Raw genomic sequence first — 24,373 nt, forward strand, 5'->3', positions numbered from 1 at the left:
TAAGAACCGGCGGTTGGATCTGTGTGCCCAGGCGTTACAGAATGTCCATGACGATGAAAAGCTGGCGGGGATCGGCTACCGCTGGGGCTTCAGCGACCACAGCCATTTCTCCACCGCCTTTAAGCAGCGCTTTGGCGTCACCCCGGGGGAATACCGCAAGCGCTGTCGCTAATTATTTGCGCACCCACTGGCCGTTCAATCCCTGGACGTACTCCCCGGGCTGCGCGCGGGCCACCAGCTTCTGCCCAGCCATTTTCGCCACTTCATCCACCGGCAGATTGTTGTCATCCGCCAGCTGCTGGTAGCTTTCGCTGCGCGCGGCGTTAATCTGCTTTACCAGCGCCAGCGTCTCTTTATCCTGACGCAGCGGCGCGAGATAGCCGTTCAGCGTCTCCCCCACTCGTCCCTGCTGGCGCGCTTCGCTCAGGGTCAACGCCAGCGCGGGCGCGCTGAGTAAAGCCAGCGTCAGCGCCGCGGTTAACAGTCGTTTTCTCATCGTCGCCTCAGAACAAATCGCTGCGGGATTTGAGCAGGTTTTCCACATCCTTATCGACCTTGATATGGATCTCATGCTCAATTTTGACATTCATATTGATGGTGATGGGCTCTTTCGACGCCGCGATTTCGATGCGCGGCGTACAGCCGGCGAGCAGCATCGACGCCACCATGGCCAGTAACAGCTTCTTCATTTAGGTTCCTTACATGTCTTACCGTCCGTACAGCGCCGTACGGGCAGCGTAGCATTCTGCTCGAGCCACGCCTGTAAATTGTCGCCGAAGCGCAAGCTGCGCCACAGGTCGAAAATATTCTCTTCATGAGCGTAGTTTAAATGCACGGTACTGCTTTTCCCTTCCACCCGGCTGGTGCCGTTAATGCTGGCCTTAAGCGTCAACACGCCCAGATTATCGAGGTTAATCTGCGTCCACGAGCGGGAGATTTCCATATAGCGCAGCCAGTTAATCGCCGCCCCGGCGGAGACGTTATCCGCCACCAGCGCATCGGCGGTGTCTTTATCCAGCCGCAGGGTCATCGGTCCGTCATTGCGCAGCCAGCCGTCGTGGATGATCCATTGATTATTCTCCAGCCACAGCGGCAGCGCGCCGCTCACCGCGCCGGACATGGCGAACTGTTTCACCTTGACGGCGCTGGTCAGTTCGCTGCTGGAGATATGCTGCAGGCGGATCAACGCCGGGTCGCGCTGCGGCATACGCAGCTGCAGCAGCGTCAGTTTCCCGCCTAACAGATCGACGCTGACGTCGCTGAGCTGCAGCGGATTGGCCTCGCTCCACGGCCAGGTACCCTGCAGGTCCGCCGTCAGATTACGCGCGGTGACCTGGTTGACGATTTCGCCAATGCGCAGGGAGACCGGGCGGCGGATGCCCAGCTGCCAGTGACCGTCGCTGAAGCGGAACGGCAGGACGAAATCGACGCCGTTGATCTGGTTATCCGGCATCCAGGCGCTGCCGCCCTTCAGGACGCCATGGCCGCCCGCCTCAAATCCCTGCCCGGCTGCCGCCGAGAAGGCCACCTGCGCGTAGAGACTGCCTTCGCGCAGGTTCATCTTCCAGTCCGGCGGCACCAGCGGCTGGAACACCGTTAGCGACTGTTTTGGCCACCACGCCTGGCCGCGCAGCCGTTCGCCATCCCAGCGCCCGGACAGACGCACCGGACCGATAGCCTCGGCATGCAGGGCGCCGGTGAACTGGAACCACGTCGGGTCCCGACCGTCGAGAGCGAATTTCAGCGTTGAGGCCGGGAGATAGCTGCCGCCGGAGAAGGTGGTTTTGGCGGCGTCCAGCGACAGCGCGCCGGTCAACCGCGGATGCTCAGCATCGCGCAGCCAGCGGATCGGCTGCTCGAGGGTCAGACGCGGGGTGCTGACCCGCATTGTGCCGTACTCAAGCTTATCGAAGCCGGTGGAAAGGCTGCTCAGGGTAATAGCATTGTCGCGCCACTCCCCGCTGCCCTTCACATCCCAGCGCGCCTGCATCGGGGTAAAATGTCCCTCGCCCCAGTAGCGCCACTGCCAGCGGCCGCTGTCGGGCAGAAAATCGCTCGCCTGACCGTCCAGATGCAGCGTAAAGTCGCCCATCTGCTGCTCATGGGCGCGAAGGATCGCCTGCAGGCGGCCATCGACGCCCTGCTGAGTGACCTTAACCCCGGCCAGCGGCCAGCGGATTTCGTCAATATTCAGCGCGTCGATCACCCGCCCGCGCGAGCGCAGCAACGCACCGGGGTGAAAAGCCAGCTGCGGGCTGATCAGCGGCCCGCTGAGCTGAGCCGGCAGCGCCGCGTATAGTATCATCTCCCCCAGCTTGGCCTCGCCGGTGAGCCGCAGCGGCAGATCGCTGTTATCCATGCTCAGCTTGCCCGGACCAATATTCAGTACCGCATTGCCCTTCCCGGCATGCCCCTCGGTGAGAACATTCAGGCGACCGCTGACGATCATCTGTTCGGTGCCCTGCTGCCAGTTACCCACCGACAGCGCCACCCGCCCGCGCAGCGGATACGCCTCGTAACGGGTGCGCCAGCGGCCGTCGCTGATGGTGATCCGCTCCGGGGTGATCTCCCACGGCAGGTCCAGAATAGGCTCTACCTCACCCCGCGGGGTGACCAGCAGTTGGCCGCGATTGTGCTGCCACTCGAGCTCAGCATCGATCCATTCCGCAGTCTGCGGGAATTCGATGGTGCCCTGCATCTGGCCGTCGACCGGCAGACCATCCGGCACCAGCGGCAGATGGAAGGTCCCCACCAGCTTCACCGGCGGCTGATCGTCAGTCAGCCGGGCGCTGAACTGGCTGACGGTGAGCGCCTGGCCGCGCAGGCGCGCCTGCAGACTCAGTTCCTTCCCGGCAAAGCCGATATCCTGCTGCGCAGGCGTTAATGACATTACCAGCCGCCCCTGCCATTTCTCCCACGGCGACAGCCGCAGATTGTCAATGGTTAACCAGCTATAGGGCAACATCGATTGCCATTCGGCAAGCGTGCGCGGTGAACCGGGAGAGGGATCGCTGGCCGGCAGTTTGCTCAGGCAGGCGCTGTTGATCTCCAGCTGGCCAATATGCAGCCGCCAGCGGCTGGGACGCGAGAGACGGGCATCGGTCACCCGGGCGATTTCACAGTCGCCCACCAGATAACGCAGATCGGGGATCAGCAGGGCCGACCGCGTCAGGCGCGGGCTCTCCTGCAAAGAGATACGCGTGCCCACGGGCAGCCAGATGCCCGCCAGCGTCGGCACCCAGTGGGTTAGCGTCAACAGCAGGGTTAGCGGCAATAACACCAGAACTAACACCAGCGCGATGGCGGCTTTATATTTACCCTTCATGGGCAGTTAATATCCTGATTCAACATAAGTAAAAGCCGAAAGGCGTCCATTGTGACACGTTCGACCAGTGAGTGAAAGTTTACGGCCTGTTAAAGCATAGTTGCCAGCCGGACTCGCGGCGCGACGTTCGGCCATAATCATTTAACTGTTGTTTAAGTCGCTCCTGCCACACTCCAGCCAGACGGGAATAGCTTGCGGGAGAGGCGGTGTCGTTAATTATCTCGCTCATAGAGAGCGCACAGGACCACTATCCATGGGTATTGCTGATTGTTTTTCTGCTTACCTTCACTAAATCCTGCGCATTGGTCTCGCTGGCAATCCCCGGCACCTCCGGCCTGCTGCTGCTGGGGACATTCGCTTCCGCCAGCCTCGGACATTTCCTGTTAATGTGGTCCAGCGCCAGCCTCGGCGCCATCGGCGGATTCTGGCTATCGTGGCGGCTGGGCATTCGCTACCGTCATCGCCTCACCCATCTACGCTGGCTGACCGCCGAGCGTCTGGCCCGCAGCCGCCTCTTCTTTCAGCGCTATGGCCCGTGGGCTATCTTTTTTCAGCCGCTTTCTCTCTCCCCTGAGGGCTACGCTGCCCTTCGTTAGCGGCGCCAGCAGTCTGCCGCTGTGGTCGTTTCAGCTGGCTAACGTCAGCTCCGGTCTGCTGTGGCCGCTTCTGCTGCTCGCCCCCGGCGCTTTCAGCCTCAGTTTGTGGTGAAAAAACTTTGTCTTTCAAAGAGATTCCGCAAGTCCGCGATATGCTCTAGAATTAGGATTAGCACCCTCTCATTAAACTATTTTTTAATAATTGTACGATTATTTTAAATATGCTACCGTGACGGTATAATCACTGGAGAAAAGTCTTATGAAAATCGCGGTTTATAGTACGAAGCAGTACGATAAAAAGTACCTGCAGCACGTTAATGATGCATACGGCTTTGAACTGGAATTCTTCGATTTCCTGCTGACAGCGAAGACTGCCAAAACCGCCAACGGTTGCGAAGCGGTATGTATCTTCGTCAATGACGACGGCAGCCGCCCGGTGCTGGAAGAGCTGAAGGCCCACGGGGTGAAATATATCGCCCTGCGCTGCGCCGGGTTTAACAACGTCGACCTTGAGGCGGCAAAGGAGCTTGGCCTGCGCGTCGTGCGCGTTCCAGCTTACTCTCCGGAAGCGGTCGCTGAGCATGCGATCGGTATGATGATGTCGCTCAACCGCCGCATCCACCGCGCTTACCAGCGTACCCGCGATGCCAATTTCTCCCTCGAAGGCCTCACCGGCTTCACCATGTACGGCAAAACCGCCGGGGTGATCGGCACCGGGAAAATTGGCGTAGCGATGTTGCGGATCCTCAAAGGCTTCGGCATGCGCCTGCTGGCGTTCGACCCGTACCCAAGCGCCGCCGCGCTGGAGCTGGGGGTGGAATATGTTGACCTCGCCACGCTGTACAAGGAATCGGACGTGATCTCCCTGCACTGTCCGCTGACCGACGAAAACTACCACCTGCTCAATCGCGAAGCTTTCGATCAGATGAAAGACGGGGTGATGGTGATCAACACCAGCCGCGGCGCCCTGATCGACTCTCAGGCGGCCATCGACGCCCTGAAGCACCAGAAAATTGGCGCGCTGGGGCTGGACGTTTATGAGAACGAACGCGATCTGTTCTTTGAAGACAAATCCAACGACGTGATCCAGGACGATGTCTTCCGCCGCCTCTCCGCCTGCCATAACGTGCTGTTTACCGGCCACCAGGCGTTCCTCACCGCCGAGGCGCTGATCAGCATTTCGGAGACCACTCTGGGTAACCTGCAGCAGGTCGCCAACGGCGAAACCTGTCCGAACGCCATCGTCTAATGCCTTTCCCTTTTGTGCTCCTCTCCCGGGGGGAGCACATTCAGATAATCCCCACAGATCCCCGCTGCGATACCGTTACACTGGCTTGGTTTTATTAGTTATGTGAATGTTTTGGAGTGAAAATGAACAAATTTGCGGCGCTTCTGGCGGCAGGTATGCTGCTGTCCGGCTGTGTCTATAACAGTAAGGTGTCCACCGGTGCGGAACAGCTGCAGCATCATCGTTTCGTGCTGACCAGCGTCAACGGCCAGGCGGTCAACGCCAGCGACCGGCCGCTGGAGCTAAGCTTCGGTGAGAAGATGGCTATTACGGGCAAGATGTATGTATCCGGCAATATGTGCAACGGCTTTAGCGGGGAAGGTAAAGTGTCGGACGGCGAGCTGAAGGTCAAATCGCTGGCGATGACCCGGATGCTGTGCCACGACGCCCAGCTCAATACCCTGGATGCGACGATCGGCAAGATGCTGCGCGAGGGTGCGCAGGTCGATCTGACGGAAAACCAGTTGACGCTGGCGACCGCCGACCAGACGCTGGTCTATAAGCTCGCCGACCTGATGCACTAGCCGGCGTTGAGGTGCCGCTGACGCAGCCCCGCCGACGGGGCCGGCTGTTAGTAGCCGCAGCTGCCGCCCGCCAGCGCCTGCTCGCTGCAGCGTTTGCCGTTCGGCAGCGCGCACATGCCAATCGCCGAACCATCGAGCTGACGAGCCACCGATAACGAGCCGCCTATCATGGCGCAGTTGGCCTGACCGGCGTCGCTCATCGCCGCCCGCATTCCCGGCGTGACGTGCGCCGCCGTGGCCTGCTGAACGGGTTCACTACTGCACGCGGACAGCAACAGCGCCGCACATCCTACTAACATCGCAGCTCGCATTCTCTCTCCCCTCGGAAACGTCTTAAAAAAAGCAAACCCCAGAATAATAGGCAGCGTGGCGGGCGGCGTCGAGAGGGGAAGTACGTATTTATGCGCCTCATTAACATTTTCTAGCAAATTTTCGCCGAAAGCTTGATCTGCCTCGGCCATGTCGCCCGGCGCAGGTGGTTCATCTCCCGGCAGGCAGCCATTTTCTCCGCGAACCACGCAAAATATTGATCTGGTCACGGGTACCCGGCGCATTGAGGACACAAATGCAAAAATGGCGGGGTCAGCGGTTTGCTAAACTACCCCTTATATAATTACAGGGCGCGTCGCGGTTTCACGCGTCCATTCTTTTGCGCAATGTAAGGGTGTCTTCATATGATTACGATTGATGGTAATGGCGCGGTCGCTTCCGTCGCGTTTCGCACCAGTGAAGTTATCGCCATCTACCCGATCACGCCCAGTTCAACGATGGCGGAACAGGCTGACGCCTGGGCCGGCAATGGACTGAAAAACGTCTGGGGCGATGTTCCCCGCGTGGTCGAAATGCAGTCGGAGGCGGGCGCCATTGGCGCCGTACATGGCGCGCTGCAGACCGGCGCCCTCTCCACCTCCTTTACCTCATCGCAGGGCCTGCTGCTGATGATCCCCACGCTGTACAAACTGGCCGGCCAGCTGATGCCGTTTGTGCTGCACGTCGCCGCCCGCACTGTCGCTACCCATGCGTTGTCGATCTTCGGCGACCATTCCGATGTCATGGCCGTCCGCCAGACCGGGTGCGCCATGCTGTGCGCCAGCAGCGTCCAGGAAGCGCAGGATTTCGCGCTGATCTCGCATATCGCCACCCTGCAAAGCCGGGTGCCGTTTATTCATTTCTTTGATGGTTTCCGTACTTCGCACGAAATCAACAAAATCGCCCCGCTGGCGGATGACACCATTCGCGCCCTGCTGCCGCAGGATAAGATCGCTGAGCATCGCCAGCGCGCGCTCAACCCGGAACACCCGGTGATCCGCGGAACCTCGGCCAACCCCGACACTTATTTCCAGTCCCGGGAGGCCACCAATCCGTGGTACGACGCGGTGTATGACCATGTCGAGAAAGCGATGGACGATTTCGCTGCCGCCACCGGCCGTCAGTACAAACCGTTTGAGTTTTACGGCCACCCGCAGGCAGAGCGCGTGATCGTCATTATGGGCTCGGCCATCGGCACCTGCGAAGAGGTGGTCGATGAGTTGCTGAGTCGCGGCGAGAAAGTCGGCGTGCTAAAAGTCCGCCTCTATCGCCCGTTCTCCGCCGCCCACCTGCTGGCGGCGCTGCCGGAGAGCGCCCGCGCGGTTGCCGTACTGGATCGCACCAAAGAACCCGGCGCGCTTGCCGAACCGCTTTACCTCGACGTGATGACCGCCCTGGCGGAAGCCTTTAACCGCGGCGAGCGCGAGACGCTACCGCGCACTATCGGCGGCCGCTACGGTCTCTCCTCCAAGGAGTTTGGTCCGGAATGCGTGCTGGCGATATTCAGTGAACTGCAGGCCGCCCAGCCGAAGCCGCGCTTTACCGTCGGGATCTATGATGACGTGACCAACCTGTCGCTGCCGTTGGGCGAAAATACCCTGCCGGCAGAGGCCAAGCTCGAGGCCCTGTTCTACGGCCTCGGCAGCGACGGCAGCGTGTCAGCCACCAAAAACAACATCAAAATCATCGGCAACTCGACCCCATGGTTCTCCCAGGGCTATTTTGTCTATGACTCGAAGAAAGCGGGCGGCCTCACCGTCTCGCATCTGCGGGTCAGCGAAAAACCGATTCGTTCATCGTATCTGATTTCGCAGGCTGATTTCGTCGGCTGCCACCAGCTGCAGTTTATCGATAAATACCAGATGGCCGAGCGGCTGAAGCCCGGCGGCATTTTCCTGCTCAACACGCCGTACAGCGCCGATGAGGTCTGGTCCCGCCTGCCCCAGGAAGTCCAGGCCACCCTGAATCAGAAAAAAGCGCGTTTTTACGTGGTCAACGCGGCAAAGATCGCCCGCGAATGCAGCCTCGGGGCGCGCATTAATACCGTGATGCAGATGGCCTTTTTCCATTTAACCCAGATCCTGCCGGGTGATAGCGCGCTGGCGGAACTGCAGGCAGCCATCGCCAAAAGCTACAGCAGTAAAGGTCAGGAGCTGGTGGAGCGCAACTGGCAGGCGCTGGCCCTGGCCCGTGAATCACTGGCGGAAGTACCGCTCCAGCCGGTGAACGCCAGCAGTCCGAACCGCCCGCCGGTGGTCTCCGACGCCGCGCCGGATTTCGTCAAAACGGTCACCGCCGCGATGCTGGCCGGGCTCGGCGATGCGCTGCCGGTCTCTGCCCTGCCGCCGGACGGCACCTGGCCCATGGGCACCACCCGCTGGGAGAAACGCAACATCGCCGAAGAGATCCCCATCTGGAAGGAAGCGCTGTGTACTCAGTGCAACCACTGCGTCGCCGCCTGCCCGCACTCGGCGATCCGCGCCAAAGTGGTCGCCCCGGAAGAGATGGAGAACGCCCCTGCCAGCCTGCATTCGCTGGATGTGAAATCCCGCGATATGCGCGGGCAGAAATACGTTCTGCAGGTCGCCCCGGAAGACTGCACCGGCTGCAACCTGTGCGTCGAAGTGTGCCCGGCAAAAGACCGCCAGAACCCGGAGATCAAGGCCATCAATATGATGTCCCGCCTGGAGCATGTGGAAGAGGAGAAGGTCAATTACGAGTACTTCCTCAACCTGCCGGAAATCGACCGCAGCAAACTGGAGCGCATTGATATTCGCACCTCGCAGCTGATTAGCCCGCTGTTTGAATACTCCGGCGCCTGCTCGGGCTGTGGCGAAACGCCGTATATCAAACTGCTGACCCAGCTGTACGGCGACCGAATGCTGATTGCCAACGCCACCGGCTGCTCCTCCATTTACGGCGGCAACCTGCCCTCGACACCGTACACTACCGACGCCAACGGCCGCGGCCCGGCGTGGGCCAACTCGCTGTTTGAGGATAACGCCGAATTCGGGCTCGGCTTCCGCTTGACCGTCGACCAGCATCGCCAGCGCGTGATGCGCCTGCTGAGCGAATTCGCCGACAAGCTGCCGGCAGAGCTGAACGCGGCGCTGCACGCCGAGGCGACGCCGGAAGTTCGCCGCGAACAGGTGGCGGCCCTGCGTCAGGCGTTGGCCGGCGTGGCGGGTGCTGAAGAGCTGCTGACCGATGCCGACGCGCTGGTGGAGAAATCCGTCTGGCTGATCGGCGGCGACGGCTGGGCTTACGATATCGGCTTCGGCGGCCTGGACCATGTACTGAGCCTGACGGAAAACGTCAATATTCTGGTGCTGGACACTCAGTGTTACTCCAACACCGGCGGGCAGGCGTCAAAAGCCACCCCGCTGGGAGCAGTGACTAAGTTTGGCGAGCATGGCAAACGCAAGGCGCGTAAAGATCTGGGCGTCAGCATGATGATGTACGGTCATGTTTATGTGGCGCAAATTTCGCTGGGCGCGCAGCTGAACCAGACGGTGAAAGCGATTCAGGAAGCGGAAGCCTATCCGGGGCCATCGCTGATCATCGCCTATAGCCCTTGCGAAGAGCATGGCTACGATCTGGCGCTCAGCCACGACCAGATGCGTCAGCTGACCGCCACCGGCTTCTGGCCGCTCTACCGCTTCGACCCGCGTCGGGCGGAAGAAGGCAAGATCCCGCTGGCGCTAGATTCCCGTCCGCCATCAGACGCGCTGGCCGAGACGCTGCTTAATGAGCAACGTTTCCGCCGCCTGAACGCCCAGCAGCCTGAAGTGGCGGAGCAGCTATGGAAAGACGCCGCCGCCGATCTGCAGAAGCGCTATGACTTCCTCGCCCAGCTGGCTGGCAAAGCGGAGAAATCGCCAAGCGAAGGTTAACCGCCCCGTCACCTCTGTCCATAAAAAAACGCCCGAACACAACGTTCGGGCTTGTCGTTTTACCGATAAACAACATCATTCCGCAGAATGAGACGGCAACAATAAATTATTGGCATGACAATAAAGGCATATAACGCGCAAATAATACGTGATTAGCCCGGGCATGTATAATTTTTATTTTGTATATTATCTATAAATGCATTCAGCATAATTATCACCATTTCATTGGTATTATTTATTTTAGATTTTACTTATATCGTAACAATTGAGTCTTACCGGATCTCAGACCGCTCCTTTAGCATGAGTTCACTTCCCACCCGGAAGTTAAAACATAAAAACAGTTAAAGGAATTTCTTCATGAAAAGAAAAGTACTGGCCCTCGTTATTCCGGCTTTATTAGCCGCCGGTGCCGCGCATGCGGCGGAAATTTATAATAAAGACGGGAATAAATTAGATCTCTATGGCAAGGTAGATGGTCTGCATTATTTCTCCAGCGACTCGAAAAAAGACGGCGATCAAACTTATTTACGTTTTGGCTTTAAAGGCGAAACCCAGATCAACGATATGCTTACCGGCTATGGCCAGTGGGAATATAACGTTCAGGCCAACAACACCGAGACCTCCAGCGATCAGGCGTGGACCCGTCTGGCATTCGCCGGTATCAAAGTGGGCGATTACGGCTCCTTCGACTACGGTCGTAACTACGGAGTGCTGTACGACGTTGAAGGCTGGACCGATATGCTGCCGGAGTTCGGCGGCGACTCCTACACCTATGCGGATAACTTTATGGCAGGCCGCGCCAACGGCGTCGCAACCTACCGTAACAGCGATTTCTTCGGTCTGGTGGAGGGTCTGAACTTCGCCCTGCAGTATCAGGGTAAAAACGAAGGCCAGAACGCGCAGGATATCAACGTCGGCACCAATAACCGCAGCAGCGACAGCGATGTTCGCTTCGACAATGGCGATGGTTTCGGCCTCTCCACTTCCTACGACTTCGGCATGGGTATCAGCGCGGCGGCAGCTTACACCTCGTCTGACCGTACAGGCGACCAGCAACACTATACTCACACCGAACGATACGCCAAAGGCGACAAAGCGGACGCCTGGACCGCCGGCCTGAAGTACGACGCCAACGATATTTACCTGGCGACCATGTACTCTGAAACCCGCAATATGACGCCATACGGCTCTACCAGCAGTACCAACGGTGGCGGTATCGCCAATAAAACACAAAACTTCGAAGTCACCGCGCAGTATCAGTTCGACTTCGGCCTGCGTCCGGCCATCTCCTACCTGCAGTCCAAAGGCAAAGATCTGTACAATAACGGCCGCTATGCCGATAAAGATCTGGTCAAATATATGGACGTTGGCGCGACCTATTACTTCAACCGTAATATGTCCACCTATGTTGATTACAAAATCAACCTGCTGGATGGTAACGACAAATTCTACGAAGACAACGGTATCTCTACCGATAACATCGTCGCCCTGGGCCTGGTTTACCAGTTCTGATGCGCCTGCCCGCCGGTTCCGGCGGGCTTTCCCCCACCCGCCTCGCTGCAGATAAAACAAAACGCTATATCTCGCGGACTAAAATAGCCGTCCGTTTAATGATATAGTCATGGCCAGTCAGTGCTTGCCCGAGGACGTCCATCATGCACCACCATCCGGTTAAATCTTCCCGAATTATCTCCGTCGCCTACGATGACGCCTCCGCCACACTGGAAATCTATTTCTATCACCAGCCGCCATTACAATATACCGGGGTCCCACCGCGTATTTTTCATGATTTTTTACAGGTGGTGTCAAAAGGCCGGTATTATGATGGGGTGATCAAAGGAAAATTTCCCGAACGCAAGCTACGTTAATGTCAAAGTGTGACTGCGGTCATGATACAAAACGTGCCCTAATACCGTACAATATGAAGGGATACTTAAACAGGAGGTTTTATGAGCAGAATGATTCTTGTCCCTATCGATATCTCTGATAAAGAATTTACTGAACGCATTATCAGTCACGTTGAATCGGAAGCGCGGATTGACGACGCCGAGGTGCATTTCCTCACCGTGATCCCTTCTCTGCCCTATTATGCCTCACTGGGAATGGCCTATACCGCTGAGCTTCCCGGCATGGATGAGCTGCGTGAGGGTTCTGAAACGCAATTGAAAGAGATCGCGAAGCAGTTCTCCATCCCGGAAGACCGGATGCATTTTCACGTCGCGGAAGGATCGCCAAAAGATAAAATCCTTGCGCTGGCCAAGTCGCTGCCAGCCGACCTGGTGATCATCGCTTCGCACCGACCGGATATCACAACTTATCTGCTGGGCTCCAACGCCGCCGCGGTGGTTCGTCACGCCGAGTGCTCGGTACTGGTGGTCCGCTAACGCCGCAGCCCGCCGCCCGGCGGGCTTTTTATTTCCGCATCAGCCGCCCCCGCCTGGCTGCTCGCTGCCGAAAGTGCCGGAAAGATGCTGACATTCCGCCCCTGAATCCGTACCATACACGCCACGGTTGCCTGTCAAACCTCAATAATTGCTACGCGCCAGCGCCACGTTGTTCAGCGGCTGGCAGAATGCGTGCTCTTCTGATGCCACACTATGAATTGAGCCACTATTACATGCTGCAAAACCAAGAAATCAAGTAAAAAAGAAAAGTACAACATCGATAAGCTGCAGAAACGTCTGCGCCGCAACGTCGGTGAGGCGATTGCCGACTTCAATATGATTGAAGAGGGCGACCGCATTATGGTTTGTCTTTCAGGCGGCAAGGACAGCTATACCATGCTGGAGATCCTGCGCAATCTGCAGAAAAGCGCGCCCATCTCCTTCTCGCTGGTGGCGGTGAACCTTGATCAGAAGCAGCCAGGGTTCCCGGAGCATATTCTGCCGGCGTATCTGGAGCAGCTGGGGGTTGAATACAAGATTGTCGAAGAGAACACCTACGGCATCGTCAAAGAGAAGATCCCGGAAGGAAAAACCACCTGCTCGCTGTGCTCTCGCCTGCGTCGCGGCATCCTCTATCGTACCGCTACCGAGCTCGGGGCGACCAAGATCGCCCTCGGCCATCATCGCGACGATATCCTGCAGACGCTGTTTTTTGAATATGTTCTACGGCGGCAAAATGAAAGGGATGCCGCCGAAGCTGATGAGCGACGACGGCAAACACATCGTCATCCGCCCGCTGGCCTACTGCCGCGAAAAGGACATCGAGCGCTTCTCCCAGGCCAAAGGCTTCCCGATTATTCCGTGCAACCTGTGCGGTTCGCAGCCAAACCTGCAGCGCCAGGTGATCGCCGATATGCTCCGCGACTGGGACAAGCGTTATCCTGGGCGCATTGAAACCATGTTCAGCGCGATGCAGAACGTGGTGCCTTCGCACCTGAGCGACGTCAATCTGTTTGATTTTAAAGGTATCACCCACGGCTCAGAGGTGGTGGATGGTGGCGATCTGGCGTTTGACCGGGAAGATATTCCCCTGCAGCCCGCCGGCTGGCAGCCGGAAGAAGAAGACGCCCGTCTCGATGAGCTGCGTCTGAACGTAGTGGAAGTGAAATAACCCTCACGCGTCTCAGGCAGCCGCCTGAGACGCACTCTCCTGCCCTTACTTCAGCAGTCGTACGCGGCAGGATTTACCTTTGATCTTGCCATTTTGTAACTGCTTATACGCCTTCTGCGCCATATTCTGGCGGATCGCCACATAGACGTGGGCCGGGTGGACGGTAATTTTGCCGATATCGGCACCATCAAAGCCCATATCCCCGGTCAGGGCTCCCAGCACATCTCCCGGGCGCATTTTCGCCTTTTTCCCGCCGTCGATACACAGCGTCGCCATCTCCGCCGTCAGCGGCGCGATGGTGTTGCCCGTCGGCGCCGGCAGCCAGTTCAGGGAAAGCTGCAGCATGTCGGCCAGAATAGTGGCGCGCTGCGCCTCTTCCGGCGCACAGAAGCTGATGGCCAGCCCTTGTTCACCGGCGCGGGCGGTACGGCCGATGCGGTGAACATGCACCTCCGGATCCCAGGCCAGCTCGAAATTCACCACCAGCGCCAGGGATTTGATGTCCAGACCGCGGGCAGCGACGTCGGTCGCCACCAGAACCCGGACGCTGCCGTTAGCGAAGCGCACCAGCGTCTGATCGCGATCGCGCTGCTCAAGGTCACCATGCAGCGACAAGGCGCTCTGCCCGGCGGCGTTGAGCGCATCGCAGACCGCCTGGCAATCGCGTTTGGTGTTGCAGAACACCACGCAGGATGCGGGCTGATGCTGGCTGAGCAGGCGCTGCAGCAGGGCAATCTTACCGTGGCGGGAAACTTCAAAGAACTGCTGTTCAATCGCCGGGAGCGCGTCGACAGTGTCGATCTCAATGGTCTGCGGATTGCGCTGCACCCGGCCGCTGATCGCCGCGATTGCCGCCGGCCAGGTAGCAGAAAACAGCAGCGTCTGCCGGTCAGCCGGTGCGAAGCGGATCACCTCATCAATGGCATCGCTGAAGCCCATATCGAGCATGCGGTCCGCTTCGTCCATCACCAGGGTCTGCAGCGCGTCAAGGGAGACCGTTCCCTTCTGCAGATGATCGAGCAGACGGCCCGGGGTGGCGACGATAATATGCGGGGCATGCTGCAGGGAATCTCGCTGGGCGCCAAAGGGTTGCCCGCCGCAGAGCATCAGAATCTTGATGTTCGGCAGGCAGCGCGCCAGGCGGCGCAGCTCGCCGGCGACCTGATCGGCCAGCTCGCGGGTCGGGCACAACACCAGCGACTGGGTCTCGAAGCGCGCCGGATCGATATGCTGCAGCAGACCCAGCCCAAATGCGGCCGTTTTTCCGCTGCCGGTTTTTGCCTGCACGCGCACATCTTTCCCCGCGAGGATCGCCGGCAGGGCGGCGGCCTGAACCGGGGTCATCGACAGATAACCCAGCTCGTTAAGGTTGGCTAATTGGGCGGCAGGTAAAACAGTCAGGGTAGAAAAAGCGGTCACAATGTATTCTCGTATTAAAAGGCAGACAATCTGCAGGCGCGTATCCTCGCAGATCTCCGCGCCTGATGCGACAATTTAATCGGCTCTTCGTCAGGCGGCGGATCGGGCTGGGGCTGCGGACGCGGTCGTGGATCGGGTAAAGGAGCCGGATCGTTCGGCTCGGGCGAGATAGGGATAGACTGGGCTGTCAGCTCTGAAGCGTAATACATAGAGGCCTCCCGGAGAGTGATACGGGCGTACCCGCAGGCGTCAACGGCCAGAAACCGTCGGGTGTCTTAGTAAGGGTAGAAGCTGGTCCGGAGAGCGCAAAAAAAAGCCGACTCAACAAAGCCGGCGTCGTACGAATCAATTGTGCTATGCAGTAATTCAAAAAAGGAAGTAAGACAATATGGAGCGCAACGCCCATCGCTTGACGTTGCATTCACCTGCGAGAGAGATATTGCCCTGAATGGGTAGATGGTTTATTGATTTCGCTCAAACATTGCCGGGTTTTCCCGGCACTACAGCCGCTAAAAGGCGATTCTTTACAGCCATTTACTGCGATGTAACCACCACGCAACACCACCGATGACAACGACTAACATCAAGCAGAATAGGCTAAACCCCAGATGCCAGCTGTTGCCAGGGATCCCGCCGAGGTTGACGCCGAACAGGCCGGTTAAAAAGGTGCTGGGTAGAAACACCATCGCCATCAATGACATGGTATAGGTCCGCCGCGCCAGCGACTCCTGCATAATCTGGGCGATCTCGTCGCTCATGATCGCCGTCCGCGCGATACAGCTGTCGATCTCATCCAGACCGCGCCCCAGCCGCTCGGCGATATCCTGCATTCGCCGCCGCTGATCGTCACTCATCCACGGCAGCCGCTCGCTGGCCAGCCGGGCATAAACGTCGCGCTGCGGCGCCATATAGCGGCGCATCACAATCAGCTGCTTACGCAGCAGCGCGAGAAATCCGCGCGGCGGCACCTGCTGATCGAGCAGGTCGTCTTCCAGGTCGATAATGCGATCGTGCAGTTGTTCGATAAACTCGCTGGCATGATCGGTCAACGCATCGCAGACCTCCACCAGCCAGCTGCCGCCGTCCGTCGGGCCATTACCTTCCTTCAGGTCGCCCAGCACATCGTCCAGCGCCAGCACTTTGCGCTGACGAGTGGAGACGATCAGCCGCTCATCCATATACAGGCGCATCGCCACCAGCTGGTCGGGCCGCTCATCGGTACTGCCGTTGATACAGCGCAGGGTGATCAGCGCCCCGTCACCGATCCGCGTCACCCGCGGCCGGGTGCTCTCTCCCGCCAGGGCATCGCGTACGTTATTGGGCAGCAACGGGGTGGCCGCCAGCCAGTCGGCGCTGTCGTTATGGGTATAGTTGAGATGCAGCCAGCAAGGCTTGTCTTTGTCGATAATATCGTCATCGGCGAGCGGCTTAACGCCCCCCTGCCCGTCGAGCACCCACGCGAAGATCGCGTCCGGTATCTGCAACTCCGAGCCTTTAATCGCGTCCACTCAACCTCCGTTAATCCATATCTGCTAAATTACGCGCCTTCTCTATAAGGTACGCGAAAGCGCGCATTCTTGCTTTTAATAACCCGGAAATACAGGCCTAGTCGCTTCATTGAAAAGCGCTTTCGCCCCGGTCGCGGCGCTCCCCTCATTTAACGTTAAAACTTAGTGAAATCAAGTTCTTCACGATTCAACACATACAGAGCGACGTTTTGCCGTTTATTTTGCAACTTCTTGCTGTATTATGCTGTTTATTGCGTTAATTTGCGGAGTCAATGGCCATGCATAAGCTCGCCAGGCAAAAACATATTCTCGACAGGCTTAGCGAAACCGGTCAGCTGAGCATCAGCGAACTGGTTGCAGAGCTGCAGGTGTCGGCCGATACCATTCGCCGCGATCTGAGCGACCTGGAACAACAGGGCGTGCTGCAGAAAAGCCACGGCGGGGCCATCGCCCTTAACGTCCCGGCCATGACGCGCCAGGGCAGAAACGCTCTTCTCACCCAGACCAAGCAGCGCCTGGGTCAGCAGGTCGCCGCGCGCATTCCCTCTGGCTCGACGCTGTTTCTCGACGCCGGAAGCACGCTGTTGGCGGTGGCAGCCCAGCTGAAAGGGCCGTTGACCGTGATCACGGCATCTCTGGATATCGCTCAGCTGTTCAGCGACCGTGCCGATATCCAGCTGATCCTGCTTGGCGGCCAGTGGGATAGTAAACAACGGCTGTTCGCCGGCAGCGCCACCCTGGCGCTGGTCACCCGCTACCGGGCCGATATCGCCATTCTCGGCGCCTGCGCGCTCCATGCCGGGCTGGGGCTGAGCGCCAGCCAGGAAGCTGATGCCGACGTTAAACGCGCCATGCTGGCCGCCAGCGCCGAGCACTGGCTGGTGGCGGACCATACCAAACTCAACCGCTGCGAACCGTGGCGGGTGGCCGGGCTCAGCGACATTCACCATCTTTTTCTTGATCGTCCCTGGGCTGAGCTGGGGGATGACCCCGCCCTCTCTGTACATATTGCTGACGCTTAACAACGTGGAGAACCTGATGAGTAACAACACGATAAATATCGCCCTGATTGGCTACGGATTCGTCGGTAAGACCTTCCACGCGCCGCTTATCCGTTCGGTGCCGGGGCTGAACCTGGCGTTCGTCGCTTCCCGCGATGAAGAGAAGGTCAAACGCGACCTGCCGGACGTCACGGTGATCGCCTCCCCGGAAGCTGCGGTCCAGCATCCGGACGTTGACCTGGTGGTCATCGCCTCTCCTAACGCCACGCACGCCCCGCTGGCCCGCCTGGCGCTGAACGCCGGCAAACATGTGGTGGTGGATAAGCCCTTTACCCTCGATATGCAGGAGGCCCGGGAGCTGATCGCCCTGGCGGAGGAGAAACAGCGTCTGCTCTCCGTCTTCCATAACCGCCGCTGGGACAGCGACTATCTCGGGATCCGTCAGGTGATTGAGCAAGGCACCCTCGGCGCGGTGAAACATTTCGAGTCGCATTTCGACCGCTTCCGCCCGGAAGTCCGCGTCCGCTGGCGCGAGCAGAACGTCCCGGGCAGCGGCTTGTGGTTCGACCTGGGGCCGCACCTGATCGACCAGGCGCTGCAGCTATTTGGTTTGCCGCAGTCGGTGCAAGGTAACATAGCCACCCTGCGCGACGGGGCGGAGATCAACGACTGGGCGCATGTGGTATTAAACTACCCGGCGCATAAAGTGATCCTGCACTGCAGCATGCTGGTCGCGGGCGGCTCGTCGCGCTTCACCGTGCACGGCGATAAAGGTAGCGTTATCAAAGCGCGGGCCGACCAACAGGAGAGCCAGCTGCTGGCGGGCGTGGTACCGGGCAGCGCCGACTGGGGCCAGGATGACGACCCGCTGGTTATCTATGATGCCTCGCTGCAGGCCCACGCGCAGGCTACCCCGCAGGGCGATCAGCGCCAGTACTATATGCTGATCCGCGATGCGCTGAAGGGCCAGATCGCCAATCCGGTGCCGCCGGTGGAAGCGCTGGCGGTGATGGCCGTTCTGGAAGCGGCGGTGCGCTCTGCTGAAAGTGTTATGGTGCAGACCCTGGACCTGTCCGACGACGAGCGCAACACGCTGCGCTAATCCGCCCTGTTCTCCGGTTACCTGCGCGGCCCGCAGGTAACCGCTACTTTTGCGCCACCTTAGAAAAAATCACTATCTATCCGCAGATTAACATTGCTTTATCCTGCTCCATGGCGCAAAGCACCGCTGGAAATTTCAGCCAATTGGGAGGAGGATAGAATGCAGATCGATCGTAATGAGAAAGAGGTTGCTGACGCTGTGGACGCGGCAACCGTACTACCGGACAGGAGAAGCGCATGTATTACACGTTAGGAGATACCACTCTCCATTTTTATCGCTATCAGTGCAAATTTTACGTCGCCCACTGGGAAGGGGGTAACGTGATGAGCGAAAAATTTAAATCGTTTATCGAACAGATCACTGAGAAGACCGGGCTGGATGCGAAACGCGTCGAGACCGCCGCGCGCGATTATTTTACTAACGTGGATTAACAGGCAGTGCTGTTCGTAAGAGACAAGCTGGTGCGGTAGCCGCGCAGGCTAACCCCACCTTTCACCGCCAGGTCGCCTCGCGCCGCCTGGCGGCTTCTCTATTCTGCCAGCATTAAACGGTAGTCAGTTTTGCCAGAATGGCGGCGAAGGCGTCATTAACCTTATCGCCGGCGAGCAGTTTTTTACGCAACGTGAAGCTTCTGCCGCTGGAACGGATCAGCAGCCGGACTTTCGCATCATTATTGCTGCGTTCAACTACGGCAACATCCCGCAAGGGAATAACGTAGGTATCGGCATAGAGCCCCGGCGTAAATATCATCGACTCGCCGCTCACGCCAATCACCACCCGATTTTGCAGACGATAGCCATTGCACAGCGCAACAATACCGGCGGCAATAAATACTCCGCCTATCCCCATGCCAATCATTAAAATAATGATCCCGGCGATGAGCGCCAGCGCCCCTTGGGGATAAAAGCCTGAGGCATTAAAGGTTAATAGCTGCTGGTTATCAGCCTCGCCCACTGCCGTGGTTGATCGCCAGGGCGTAAATCCGGCGTTAATCCGCGTTTGCAAGCTGAACAGACTACCCACCAGAAAGATCACGCTGGCGGGCACCATCACGATGCCGCCAACAAACGCCAGGACGATGGCCAGATAAGGGTAGCGGCCTGACAGCATTATGCTGATCGCCTGAACCACCACGGCAATAAACAGGGCCAGCACCAGCCAGGACCATACGCCGTCCGCCCGACTATGGAAGTTCAGCTGTCCTTCATCAAGTAATAAATTTCGCGCGACAAAACAGATAATAATATTGACGAACAGGCCTATCCAGGCCAGCTTGTGCACATGCTTCATACCCTACTCCATTATGGTTTTTACTATTCCATTTCCAGGCATTATTAAATACAGTCTCAATGCCGGCTGGATAGTAGCAAAGCGGTACGCAAGATCAATAAAAAGCGCGCGGTCTCCTCACATTCTAATTTATATTCAGCGTGATATTGTTAGTTATCATTTATCGTAATTATATAAACCATCCTATATATTGGCGCTATATATTTTCAGCGCAATAATATCGCCCTGCCGCCAGGCAGGGCGTCGCAGATTAACGCTCCTCAAGCGCCGCCACCGGCGCCGGCGCGCTTTTCCTGCGCAGCAGATAGCCTGCAGCAAGGATCAGCAGCCATACCGGGATCAGGCAGACGGAGATGCGGATGTCCGGGGTCAGATACATCACCCCGAGGATCGCGGCGAGAAACAGCAGACACAGCCAGTTTGTCAGGGGATAGGCGAAACTCTGGAAAGCCGTTACCTTCCCCGCCCGCTGCATGGCGCGGCGGAACTTAAGATGAGTGATGCAGATCATCGCCCAGTTGATGACCAGGGCGGCCACCACCAGGGCCATCAGCAGGGCAAAGGCTTTCCCGGGCATCACATAGTTAATCACCACGCAAAGCGCCGTGGCGACGGCGGATACCGCCAGGGCGGTCAATGGGATCCCGCGGTGGTTCACCCGCAGCAGCGCACGCGGGGCGTTGCCCTGCTGAGCCAGGCCGAACAGCATCCGGCTGTTGCAGTAGACGCAGCTGTTGTAGACCGACAGCGCGGCGGTGAGTACCACCAGATTGAGGGCGTTGGCCACAATATTGCTGTTAATGGCGTGAAAGATCAGCACAAAGGGGCTCCCCCCTTCCACGACGTTCCGCCACGGGTAGAGTGACAGCAGGACCGCCAGCGACCCCACGTAAAACAGCAGAATACGGTAGATCACCTGGTTGGTGGCTTTGGGAATGGTTTTATGCGGTTCGTCGGCTTCCGCCGCGGTGATCCCCACCAGCTCAAGCCCGCCGAAGGAGAACATGATCACCGCCATGGCCATCACCAAGCCCGTGATGCCGTTAGGGAAAAATCCCCCGTCCTGCCACAGGTTGGCCACCGTCGCCGCCGGGCCGCCGTGACCGCTAAATAACAGATAGCAGCCAAAGGCGATCATGCTGATGATGGCGGCCACTTTGACAATCGAGAACCAGAACTCCAGCTCGCCATACACTTTGACGTGCGTCAGGTTGATGGCGTTGATCGCCACGAAGAAGATCGCCGCCGACAGCCAGGTGGGTACCTCCGGCCACCAGTACTGAATATAGATCCCTACCGCCGTTAGCTCCGCCATGCTTACCAGCACGTACAACACCCAGTAATTCCAGCCGGACATAAACCCGGCGAAGGGCCCCCAGTAGCGGTTGGCGAAATGGCTGAACGACCCCGCCACCGGCTCCTCTACCACCATTTCGCCAAGCTGACGCATGATAAAGAAAGCGATAACCCCGGCGATGGCGTACCCCAGCAGGACCGACGGGCCTGCCATACGGATCGTTTGCGCGATACCTAAAAACAGTCCGGTGCCGACCGCCCCCCCGAGGGCGATCAACTGGATGTGGCGGTTTTTTAACCCGCGTTTTAACTGATGCTCTTGCTGCGTTGTCATCTCTGACCTGCCCCTGTCTGTAAAAAGTCACGTTCGCCGGTAGCAACTTTCAGGCCAGCGGAGCGTCTTGCAGCGTCAGACAAAAATTAATTAATTGAAATATATTCAAATATTCTTTTCAAATCAGTTCCGGTAGCTGGTCATGTCGGCGCCGACCTGGCGCATCACACGCGAAAACTGGCAAGATAACGCACAGATCATGAGAAAAAGAGCGGATTAATGCATGAACCTGACCCGTTTTGGTGCATCCGGTTTTCCGCCGTCCGCTCAGGCTTCACGCCAGGCAAAAAACTGTTAGGCTGGTAGCCACTTTTACGTTCCGCTAGTGGCCACTATGTACAACATCGACGACTATGATCTGAAAATACTTACCCTGCTGCAGGCCAATGGCCGTTTAACCAATCAGGAGCTGAGCGAGCTTATCGGCCTGTCCGCTTCCCAGTGTTCGCGCCGCCGTATCGCCCTTGAACAGGCACAGCTTATCCTCGGCTACCATGCGCGTCTGGCGCCGGATGCAGCCGGGCAGGAGATGCTTGGCCTGATTGAGGTGCGTCTGCTGAATCACACCCCGCAATGCGTGGAGAGCTTTCATCAGATGCTCAGTGAAGTGGACGCCATTCTGGACGCCTGGAAAACCACCGGCGACGCCGATTATCTGCTGCGGGTAACGGTCCCGGACCTGCCCGGTCTGAGCCATTTGATCAGCCATATTCTGGCGCAAAACAAAGGGGTGGCCCATCTGAAAACCGCCGTCGTGCTCAACCGCCTGAAAGAGAACGGCCAGCTGATGCCGGGCACGACCCCGCTGCGCTGAACCGGGGCACAGTGCCCTGCGCTGGTGCAGACGCGGGGCCAGGCAATGCGCGACAAGCGGCAAATTCGCACAATTCACGCATTCGGAAACCATAAAACGCACGACCCGTGCAATTTTCTCTTCCTGTCAGAACAACAGGTTAGGCTAAACCACGGCTATTTTTTCCGCAAACGCTCGCCAGGGCACGCTCCTCTGGTGCGATTTTTGCAAACAAGAGCTTATCCTTGTTAACGAAAAGATAGTGCTTATTTATGGATAATATCCTTTCCCCTGAAAAACTGACCCACACCTGGCTGGAGGATACCCTGGCGCTGCTGTTCGGCACGCTGATGATCTCCTTTGGCATTATTTTATTTCGCCAGGCTGGTGCCCTGACCGGCGGAACGGCAGGTATGGCCTTTCTGATCCACTATGCCACCCACCTGCCGTTTGGCGTGGTCTTCTTCGTCATTAACCTGCCATTCTACTGGCTCTCTGTCCGGCGGATGGGCGCCGCCTTCACGCTGAAAACCTTCTGCGCGGTCGGACTGGTGTCCCTGTTCTCTGACCTGCACGGTTACTTTATCCATGTCGATCGCCTGAACCCCTATTACGCCACCCTCTTCGGCAACATCATGGTCGGCATCGGCTTTGTGGTGCTGTTTCGCCATAAAGCGAGCCTCGGCGGCGTTAATATTCTGGCCCTCTATCTGCAGGACAAAAGCGGCATCCGCGCCGGTAAATTCCAGATGGTGGTTGACGCCTGCATCGTCACCGCCTCGCTGTGGGTAGTGAGCTTGCCGATGCTGCTGGTCTCTATCCTCGGCGCCGTGATTTTGAATTCGATTATCGCCATGAACCACCGTCCCGGACGCTACGCGGTGTAATGGCTTCACCTTTGACGGTCATTTCAGGAGTAACCACTGTGTTTCAGAACGTTGACGCCTACGCGGGCGATCCTATCCTGTCGCTGATGGAAGCCTTTCAACAGGATCCCCGGGCAGACAAAGTTAACCTCAGCATCGGGCTGTACTATAACGAGCAGGCCATTATTCCCCAGCTGGAGGCGGTCCGTCAGGCCGCTGACCGGCTGCAGAGTCAGCAGCAAAAGGCCAGCCTTTATCTGCCGATGGAGGGGCTGGCGCCCTATCGCCGCGCGGTCCAGACCCTGCTGTTTGGCGACAATCATCCGGCGTTGCGTGCCGGACGCATCGCCACCATCCAGACACTGGGGGGCCCGGCGCGCTAAAGGTGGGCGCTGATTTCCTCAAGCGCTACTTCCCCGACTCCGCGGTCTGGGTCAGCGATCCAACCTGGGAGAACCACGTTGCCATCTTTGCCGGCGCCGGCTTTGAGGTACATACCTATCCCTGGTTCGACAGCGCCACCCGCGGGGTGAATTTCCCCGCTATGCTCGCCGCCCTCCAGCAGCTGCCGCCGCGCAGCATTGTGCTGCTTCACCCTTGCTGCCATAACCCGACGGGGGCCGATCTCACCCGCGAGCAGTGGGATCGCGTGATTGAGGTGCTGATCGGCAGGGAGCTGATCCCATTCCTTGATATCGCCTACCAGGGCTTCGGACGCGGACTGGACGAGGATGCCTATGCCATTCGTGCCATCGCCAGCGCCGGGCTGACGGCGCTGGTCAGCAACTCGTTCTCGAAGATTTTTTCGCTGTACGGCGAGCGCGTCGGCGGCCTGTCGGTGGTCTGTGACAACGCCGATGCCGCCGGGCGCGTGCTGGGCCAGTTGAAAGCCACCGTGCGCCGCAACTACTCCAGCCCGCCGGGGTTTGGCGCCCAGGTGGTGTCGCAGGTGCTCAACGATCCCGAGCTGAATGCCCTGTGGCAGGAAGAAGTGGAGGCCATGCGCACCCGCATCAGCGCCATGCGCGTCGCGCTGGTGAAGGCCCTGCAGGCAGCCCTGCCGGCGGGGGATTTTTCCTATCTGCTGACCCAGCGCGGCATGTTCAGTTACACCGGCTTTAGCGCCGATCAGGTAGACGTTCTGCGTCAAGAGCATGGCATCTATCTGATCGCCAGCGGTCGGGTCTGCGTGGCCGGGCTCAACCACGGCAATATTGCGCGGGTAGCCAGCGCCTTCGCCGCGGTCTGCGCACGCTAGCCGGGTCAACCCCGGC

21 protein-coding genes and 3 pseudogenes are annotated in these 24,373 nt (G+C 58.5%); 15 read left to right on the forward strand and 9 right to left on the reverse strand.

The window, feature by feature from the left end; all coding sequences use genetic code 11:
* Positions 1-172, forward strand: a 172-nt coding sequence (locus HMPREF1024_RS29005) for a helix-turn-helix domain-containing protein (protein WP_009309010.1), incomplete at its 5' end; no start/stop codon positions are given.
* On the opposite strand, the gene HMPREF1024_RS09365 is transcribed toward HMPREF1024_RS29005, so the two are convergent.
* Genes HMPREF1024_RS09365 through HMPREF1024_RS09355 form a run of 3 tightly spaced genes read right to left on the reverse strand, consistent with a single transcriptional unit; the run spans position 173 to position 3,325 of the window.
* Positions 173-496, reverse strand: coding sequence for a YdbL family protein (locus HMPREF1024_RS09365; RefSeq protein ID WP_009309011.1), 324 nt, complete (start codon positions 494-496; stop codon positions 173-175).
* Between the two features lie 7 nt (positions 497-503).
* Entirely contained in the window at positions 504-689 is a 186-nt protein-coding gene (locus HMPREF1024_RS09360; RefSeq protein WP_004140145.1) for a YnbE family lipoprotein, read from the reverse strand.
* The gene (locus HMPREF1024_RS09355; RefSeq protein ID WP_009309012.1) at positions 686-3,325 is read right to left on the reverse strand and encodes a YdbH family protein; all 2,640 of its coding nucleotides are present in this window, start codon (positions 3,323-3,325) and stop codon (positions 686-688) included. Before HMPREF1024_RS09355 ends, HMPREF1024_RS09360 begins: the two co-directional genes overlap by 4 nt.
* A 206-nt stretch (positions 3,326-3,531) precedes the next feature.
* Between HMPREF1024_RS09355 and HMPREF1024_RS09350 the strand changes: the two are divergent.
* The 3 genes and pseudogenes from HMPREF1024_RS09350 (at position 3,532) to hslJ (ending at position 5,733) form a co-directional block, all read left to right on the forward strand.
* A pseudogene (locus tag HMPREF1024_RS09350) lies at positions 3,532-4,033 on the forward strand (DedA family protein).
* A gap of 147 nt (positions 4,034-4,180) precedes the next feature.
* Positions 4,181-5,170, forward strand: coding sequence for a 2-hydroxyacid dehydrogenase (locus HMPREF1024_RS09345; RefSeq protein WP_002902515.1), 990 nt, complete (start codon positions 4,181-4,183; stop codon positions 5,168-5,170).
* A 122-nt stretch (positions 5,171-5,292) separates the two neighbouring features.
* Positions 5,293-5,733 (forward strand): heat shock protein HslJ, encoded by a 441-nt coding sequence (gene hslJ, locus HMPREF1024_RS09340; protein ID WP_009309014.1) that lies wholly within the window; start codon positions 5,293-5,295, stop codon positions 5,731-5,733.
* A gap of 47 nt (positions 5,734-5,780) precedes the next feature.
* On the opposite strand, the gene HMPREF1024_RS09335 is transcribed toward hslJ, so the two are convergent.
* Positions 5,781-6,044: a DUF333 domain-containing protein gene (locus HMPREF1024_RS09335; RefSeq protein ID WP_004140155.1), complete on the reverse strand. Its 264-nt coding sequence runs from the start codon at positions 6,042-6,044 to the stop codon at positions 5,781-5,783.
* A 363-nt stretch (positions 6,045-6,407) separates the two neighbouring features.
* Here HMPREF1024_RS09335 and nifJ point away from each other — a divergent pair, with 363 nt between their 5' ends.
* From nifJ to ttcA, 5 genes and pseudogenes are all read left to right on the forward strand, one after another.
* The gene (gene nifJ, locus HMPREF1024_RS09330; RefSeq protein ID WP_009309015.1) at positions 6,408-9,935 is read left to right on the forward strand and encodes a pyruvate:ferredoxin (flavodoxin) oxidoreductase; all 3,528 of its coding nucleotides are present in this window, start codon (positions 6,408-6,410) and stop codon (positions 9,933-9,935) included.
* A gap of 357 nt (positions 9,936-10,292) precedes the next feature.
* Positions 10,293-11,447 carry a porin OmpK37 gene (ompK37, locus tag HMPREF1024_RS09325; protein ID WP_002902433.1) on the forward strand — a complete coding sequence of 385 codons (1,155 nt, stop codon included), beginning with the start codon at positions 10,293-10,295 and terminating at the stop codon, positions 11,445-11,447.
* A gap of 143 nt (positions 11,448-11,590) precedes the next feature.
* A complete protein-coding gene (locus HMPREF1024_RS09320; RefSeq protein ID WP_002902432.1) occupies positions 11,591-11,803 on the forward strand; it encodes a KTSC domain-containing protein in 213 nt (70 codons plus the stop codon).
* 81 nt (positions 11,804-11,884) lie between these two features.
* A complete protein-coding gene (uspF, locus tag HMPREF1024_RS09315) occupies positions 11,885-12,319 on the forward strand; it encodes a universal stress protein UspF (RefSeq protein WP_004140161.1) in 435 nt (144 codons plus the stop codon).
* A gap of 228 nt (positions 12,320-12,547) precedes the next feature.
* A pseudogene (ttcA, locus tag HMPREF1024_RS0126860) lies at positions 12,548-13,490 on the forward strand (tRNA 2-thiocytidine(32) synthetase TtcA).
* Between the two features lie 45 nt (positions 13,491-13,535).
* On the opposite strand, the gene dbpA reads toward ttcA, so the two are convergent.
* From dbpA to zntB, 3 genes are all read right to left on the reverse strand, one after another.
* On the reverse strand, positions 13,536-14,909 hold the full coding sequence (gene dbpA / locus HMPREF1024_RS09310; protein WP_004151591.1) for an ATP-dependent RNA helicase DbpA: 1,374 nt from the start codon (positions 14,907-14,909) through the stop codon (positions 13,536-13,538).
* Between the two features lie 14 nt (positions 14,910-14,923).
* Positions 14,924-15,118 carry a hypothetical protein gene (locus tag HMPREF1024_RS32090; protein WP_049245346.1) on the reverse strand — a complete coding sequence of 65 codons (195 nt, stop codon included), beginning with the start codon at positions 15,116-15,118 and terminating at the stop codon, positions 14,924-14,926.
* 315 nt (positions 15,119-15,433) lie between these two features.
* Complete coding sequence (gene zntB, locus HMPREF1024_RS09305; protein ID WP_009309018.1) at positions 15,434-16,417, reverse strand: zinc transporter ZntB; 984 nt, start codon at positions 16,415-16,417, stop codon at positions 15,434-15,436.
* A 278-nt stretch (positions 16,418-16,695) separates the two neighbouring features.
* On the opposite strand from zntB, the gene HMPREF1024_RS09300 reads away from it, so the two are divergent.
* From HMPREF1024_RS09300 to HMPREF1024_RS09290, 3 genes are all read left to right on the forward strand, one after another.
* Entirely contained in the window at positions 16,696-17,439 is a 744-nt protein-coding gene (locus tag HMPREF1024_RS09300) for a DeoR/GlpR family DNA-binding transcription regulator (protein WP_004213984.1), read from the forward strand.
* A complete protein-coding gene (locus HMPREF1024_RS09295) occupies positions 17,402-18,520 on the forward strand; it encodes an oxidoreductase (RefSeq protein ID WP_009309019.1) in 1,119 nt (372 codons plus the stop codon). The genes HMPREF1024_RS09300 and HMPREF1024_RS09295 overlap by 38 nt, the downstream gene beginning before the upstream one ends.
* Before the next feature lie 236 nt (positions 18,521-18,756).
* Positions 18,757-18,951: a hypothetical protein gene (locus HMPREF1024_RS09290; protein ID WP_004176404.1), complete on the forward strand. Its 195-nt coding sequence runs from the start codon at positions 18,757-18,759 to the stop codon at positions 18,949-18,951.
* Between the two features lie 112 nt (positions 18,952-19,063).
* Here HMPREF1024_RS09290 and HMPREF1024_RS09285 read toward each other — a convergent pair whose 3' ends face one another.
* Positions 19,064-19,810, reverse strand: coding sequence for a hypothetical protein (locus HMPREF1024_RS09285; RefSeq protein ID WP_002902411.1), 747 nt, complete (start codon positions 19,808-19,810; stop codon positions 19,064-19,066).
* 250 nt (positions 19,811-20,060) lie between these two features.
* Positions 20,061-21,440, reverse strand: coding sequence for an amino acid permease (locus HMPREF1024_RS09280; protein ID WP_009309020.1), 1,380 nt, complete (start codon positions 21,438-21,440; stop codon positions 20,061-20,063).
* Between the two features lie 334 nt (positions 21,441-21,774).
* Here HMPREF1024_RS09280 and HMPREF1024_RS09275 point away from each other — a divergent pair, with 334 nt between their 5' ends.
* The 3 genes and pseudogenes from HMPREF1024_RS09275 to HMPREF1024_RS0126865 all read left to right on the forward strand — a co-directional run bounded on the left by HMPREF1024_RS09275 (position 21,775) and on the right by HMPREF1024_RS0126865 (position 24,357).
* A complete protein-coding gene (locus tag HMPREF1024_RS09275) occupies positions 21,775-22,254 on the forward strand; it encodes an Lrp/AsnC family transcriptional regulator (RefSeq protein WP_002902405.1) in 480 nt (159 codons plus the stop codon).
* A 251-nt stretch (positions 22,255-22,505) separates the two neighbouring features.
* A complete protein-coding gene (locus HMPREF1024_RS09270) occupies positions 22,506-23,120 on the forward strand; it encodes a YitT family protein (protein ID WP_002902402.1) in 615 nt (204 codons plus the stop codon).
* Positions 23,121-23,158: 38 nt separating this feature from the next.
* Positions 23,159-24,357, forward strand: a pseudogene (locus HMPREF1024_RS0126865) (aromatic amino acid transaminase).
* Positions 24,358-24,373: the final 16 nt, after the last annotated feature.

The sequence above is a fragment of the Klebsiella sp. 4_1_44FAA genome (assembly GCF_000238715.1).
Taxonomy (GTDB): Bacteria; Pseudomonadota; Gammaproteobacteria; order Enterobacterales; family Enterobacteriaceae; genus Klebsiella; species Klebsiella pneumoniae.

Bases quoted from the DNA above. Each gene is read 5' to 3' on its own strand.
- HMPREF1024_RS09365 (WP_009309011.1), bottom strand. From the start codon at position 496: ATGAGAAAACGACTGTTAACCGCGGCGCTGACGCTGGCTTTACTCAGC.
- HMPREF1024_RS09360 (WP_004140145.1), bottom strand. From the start codon at position 689: ATGAAGAAGCTGTTACTGGCCATGGTGGCGTCGATGCTGCTCGCCGGC.
- HMPREF1024_RS09355 (WP_009309012.1), bottom strand. From the start codon at position 3,325: ATGAAGGGTAAATATAAAGCCGCCATCGCGCTGGTGTTAGTTCTGGTG.
- HMPREF1024_RS09345 (WP_002902515.1), top strand. From the start codon at position 4,181: ATGAAAATCGCGGTTTATAGTACGAAGCAGTACGATAAAAAGTACCTG.
- hslJ (WP_009309014.1), top strand. From the start codon at position 5,293: ATGAACAAATTTGCGGCGCTTCTGGCGGCAGGTATGCTGCTGTCCGGC.
- HMPREF1024_RS09335 (WP_004140155.1), bottom strand. From the start codon at position 6,044: ATGCGAGCTGCGATGTTAGTAGGATGTGCGGCGCTGTTGCTGTCCGCG.
- nifJ (WP_009309015.1), top strand. From the start codon at position 6,408: ATGATTACGATTGATGGTAATGGCGCGGTCGCTTCCGTCGCGTTTCGC.
- ompK37 (WP_002902433.1), top strand. From the start codon at position 10,293: ATGAAAAGAAAAGTACTGGCCCTCGTTATTCCGGCTTTATTAGCCGCC.
- HMPREF1024_RS09320 (WP_002902432.1), top strand. From the start codon at position 11,591: ATGCACCACCATCCGGTTAAATCTTCCCGAATTATCTCCGTCGCCTAC.
- uspF (WP_004140161.1), top strand. From the start codon at position 11,885: ATGAGCAGAATGATTCTTGTCCCTATCGATATCTCTGATAAAGAATTT.
- HMPREF1024_RS32090 (WP_049245346.1), bottom strand. From the start codon at position 15,118: ATGTATTACGCTTCAGAGCTGACAGCCCAGTCTATCCCTATCTCGCCC.
- HMPREF1024_RS09300 (WP_004213984.1), top strand. From the start codon at position 16,696: ATGCATAAGCTCGCCAGGCAAAAACATATTCTCGACAGGCTTAGCGAA.
- HMPREF1024_RS09295 (WP_009309019.1), top strand. From the start codon at position 17,402: ATGACCCCGCCCTCTCTGTACATATTGCTGACGCTTAACAACGTGGAG.
- HMPREF1024_RS09290 (WP_004176404.1), top strand. From the start codon at position 18,757: ATGTATTACACGTTAGGAGATACCACTCTCCATTTTTATCGCTATCAG.
- HMPREF1024_RS09285 (WP_002902411.1), bottom strand. From the start codon at position 19,810: ATGAAGCATGTGCACAAGCTGGCCTGGATAGGCCTGTTCGTCAATATT.
- HMPREF1024_RS09280 (WP_009309020.1), bottom strand. From the start codon at position 21,440: ATGACAACGCAGCAAGAGCATCAGTTAAAACGCGGGTTAAAAAACCGC.
- HMPREF1024_RS09275 (WP_002902405.1), top strand. From the start codon at position 21,775: ATGTACAACATCGACGACTATGATCTGAAAATACTTACCCTGCTGCAG.
- HMPREF1024_RS09270 (WP_002902402.1), top strand. From the start codon at position 22,506: ATGGATAATATCCTTTCCCCTGAAAAACTGACCCACACCTGGCTGGAG.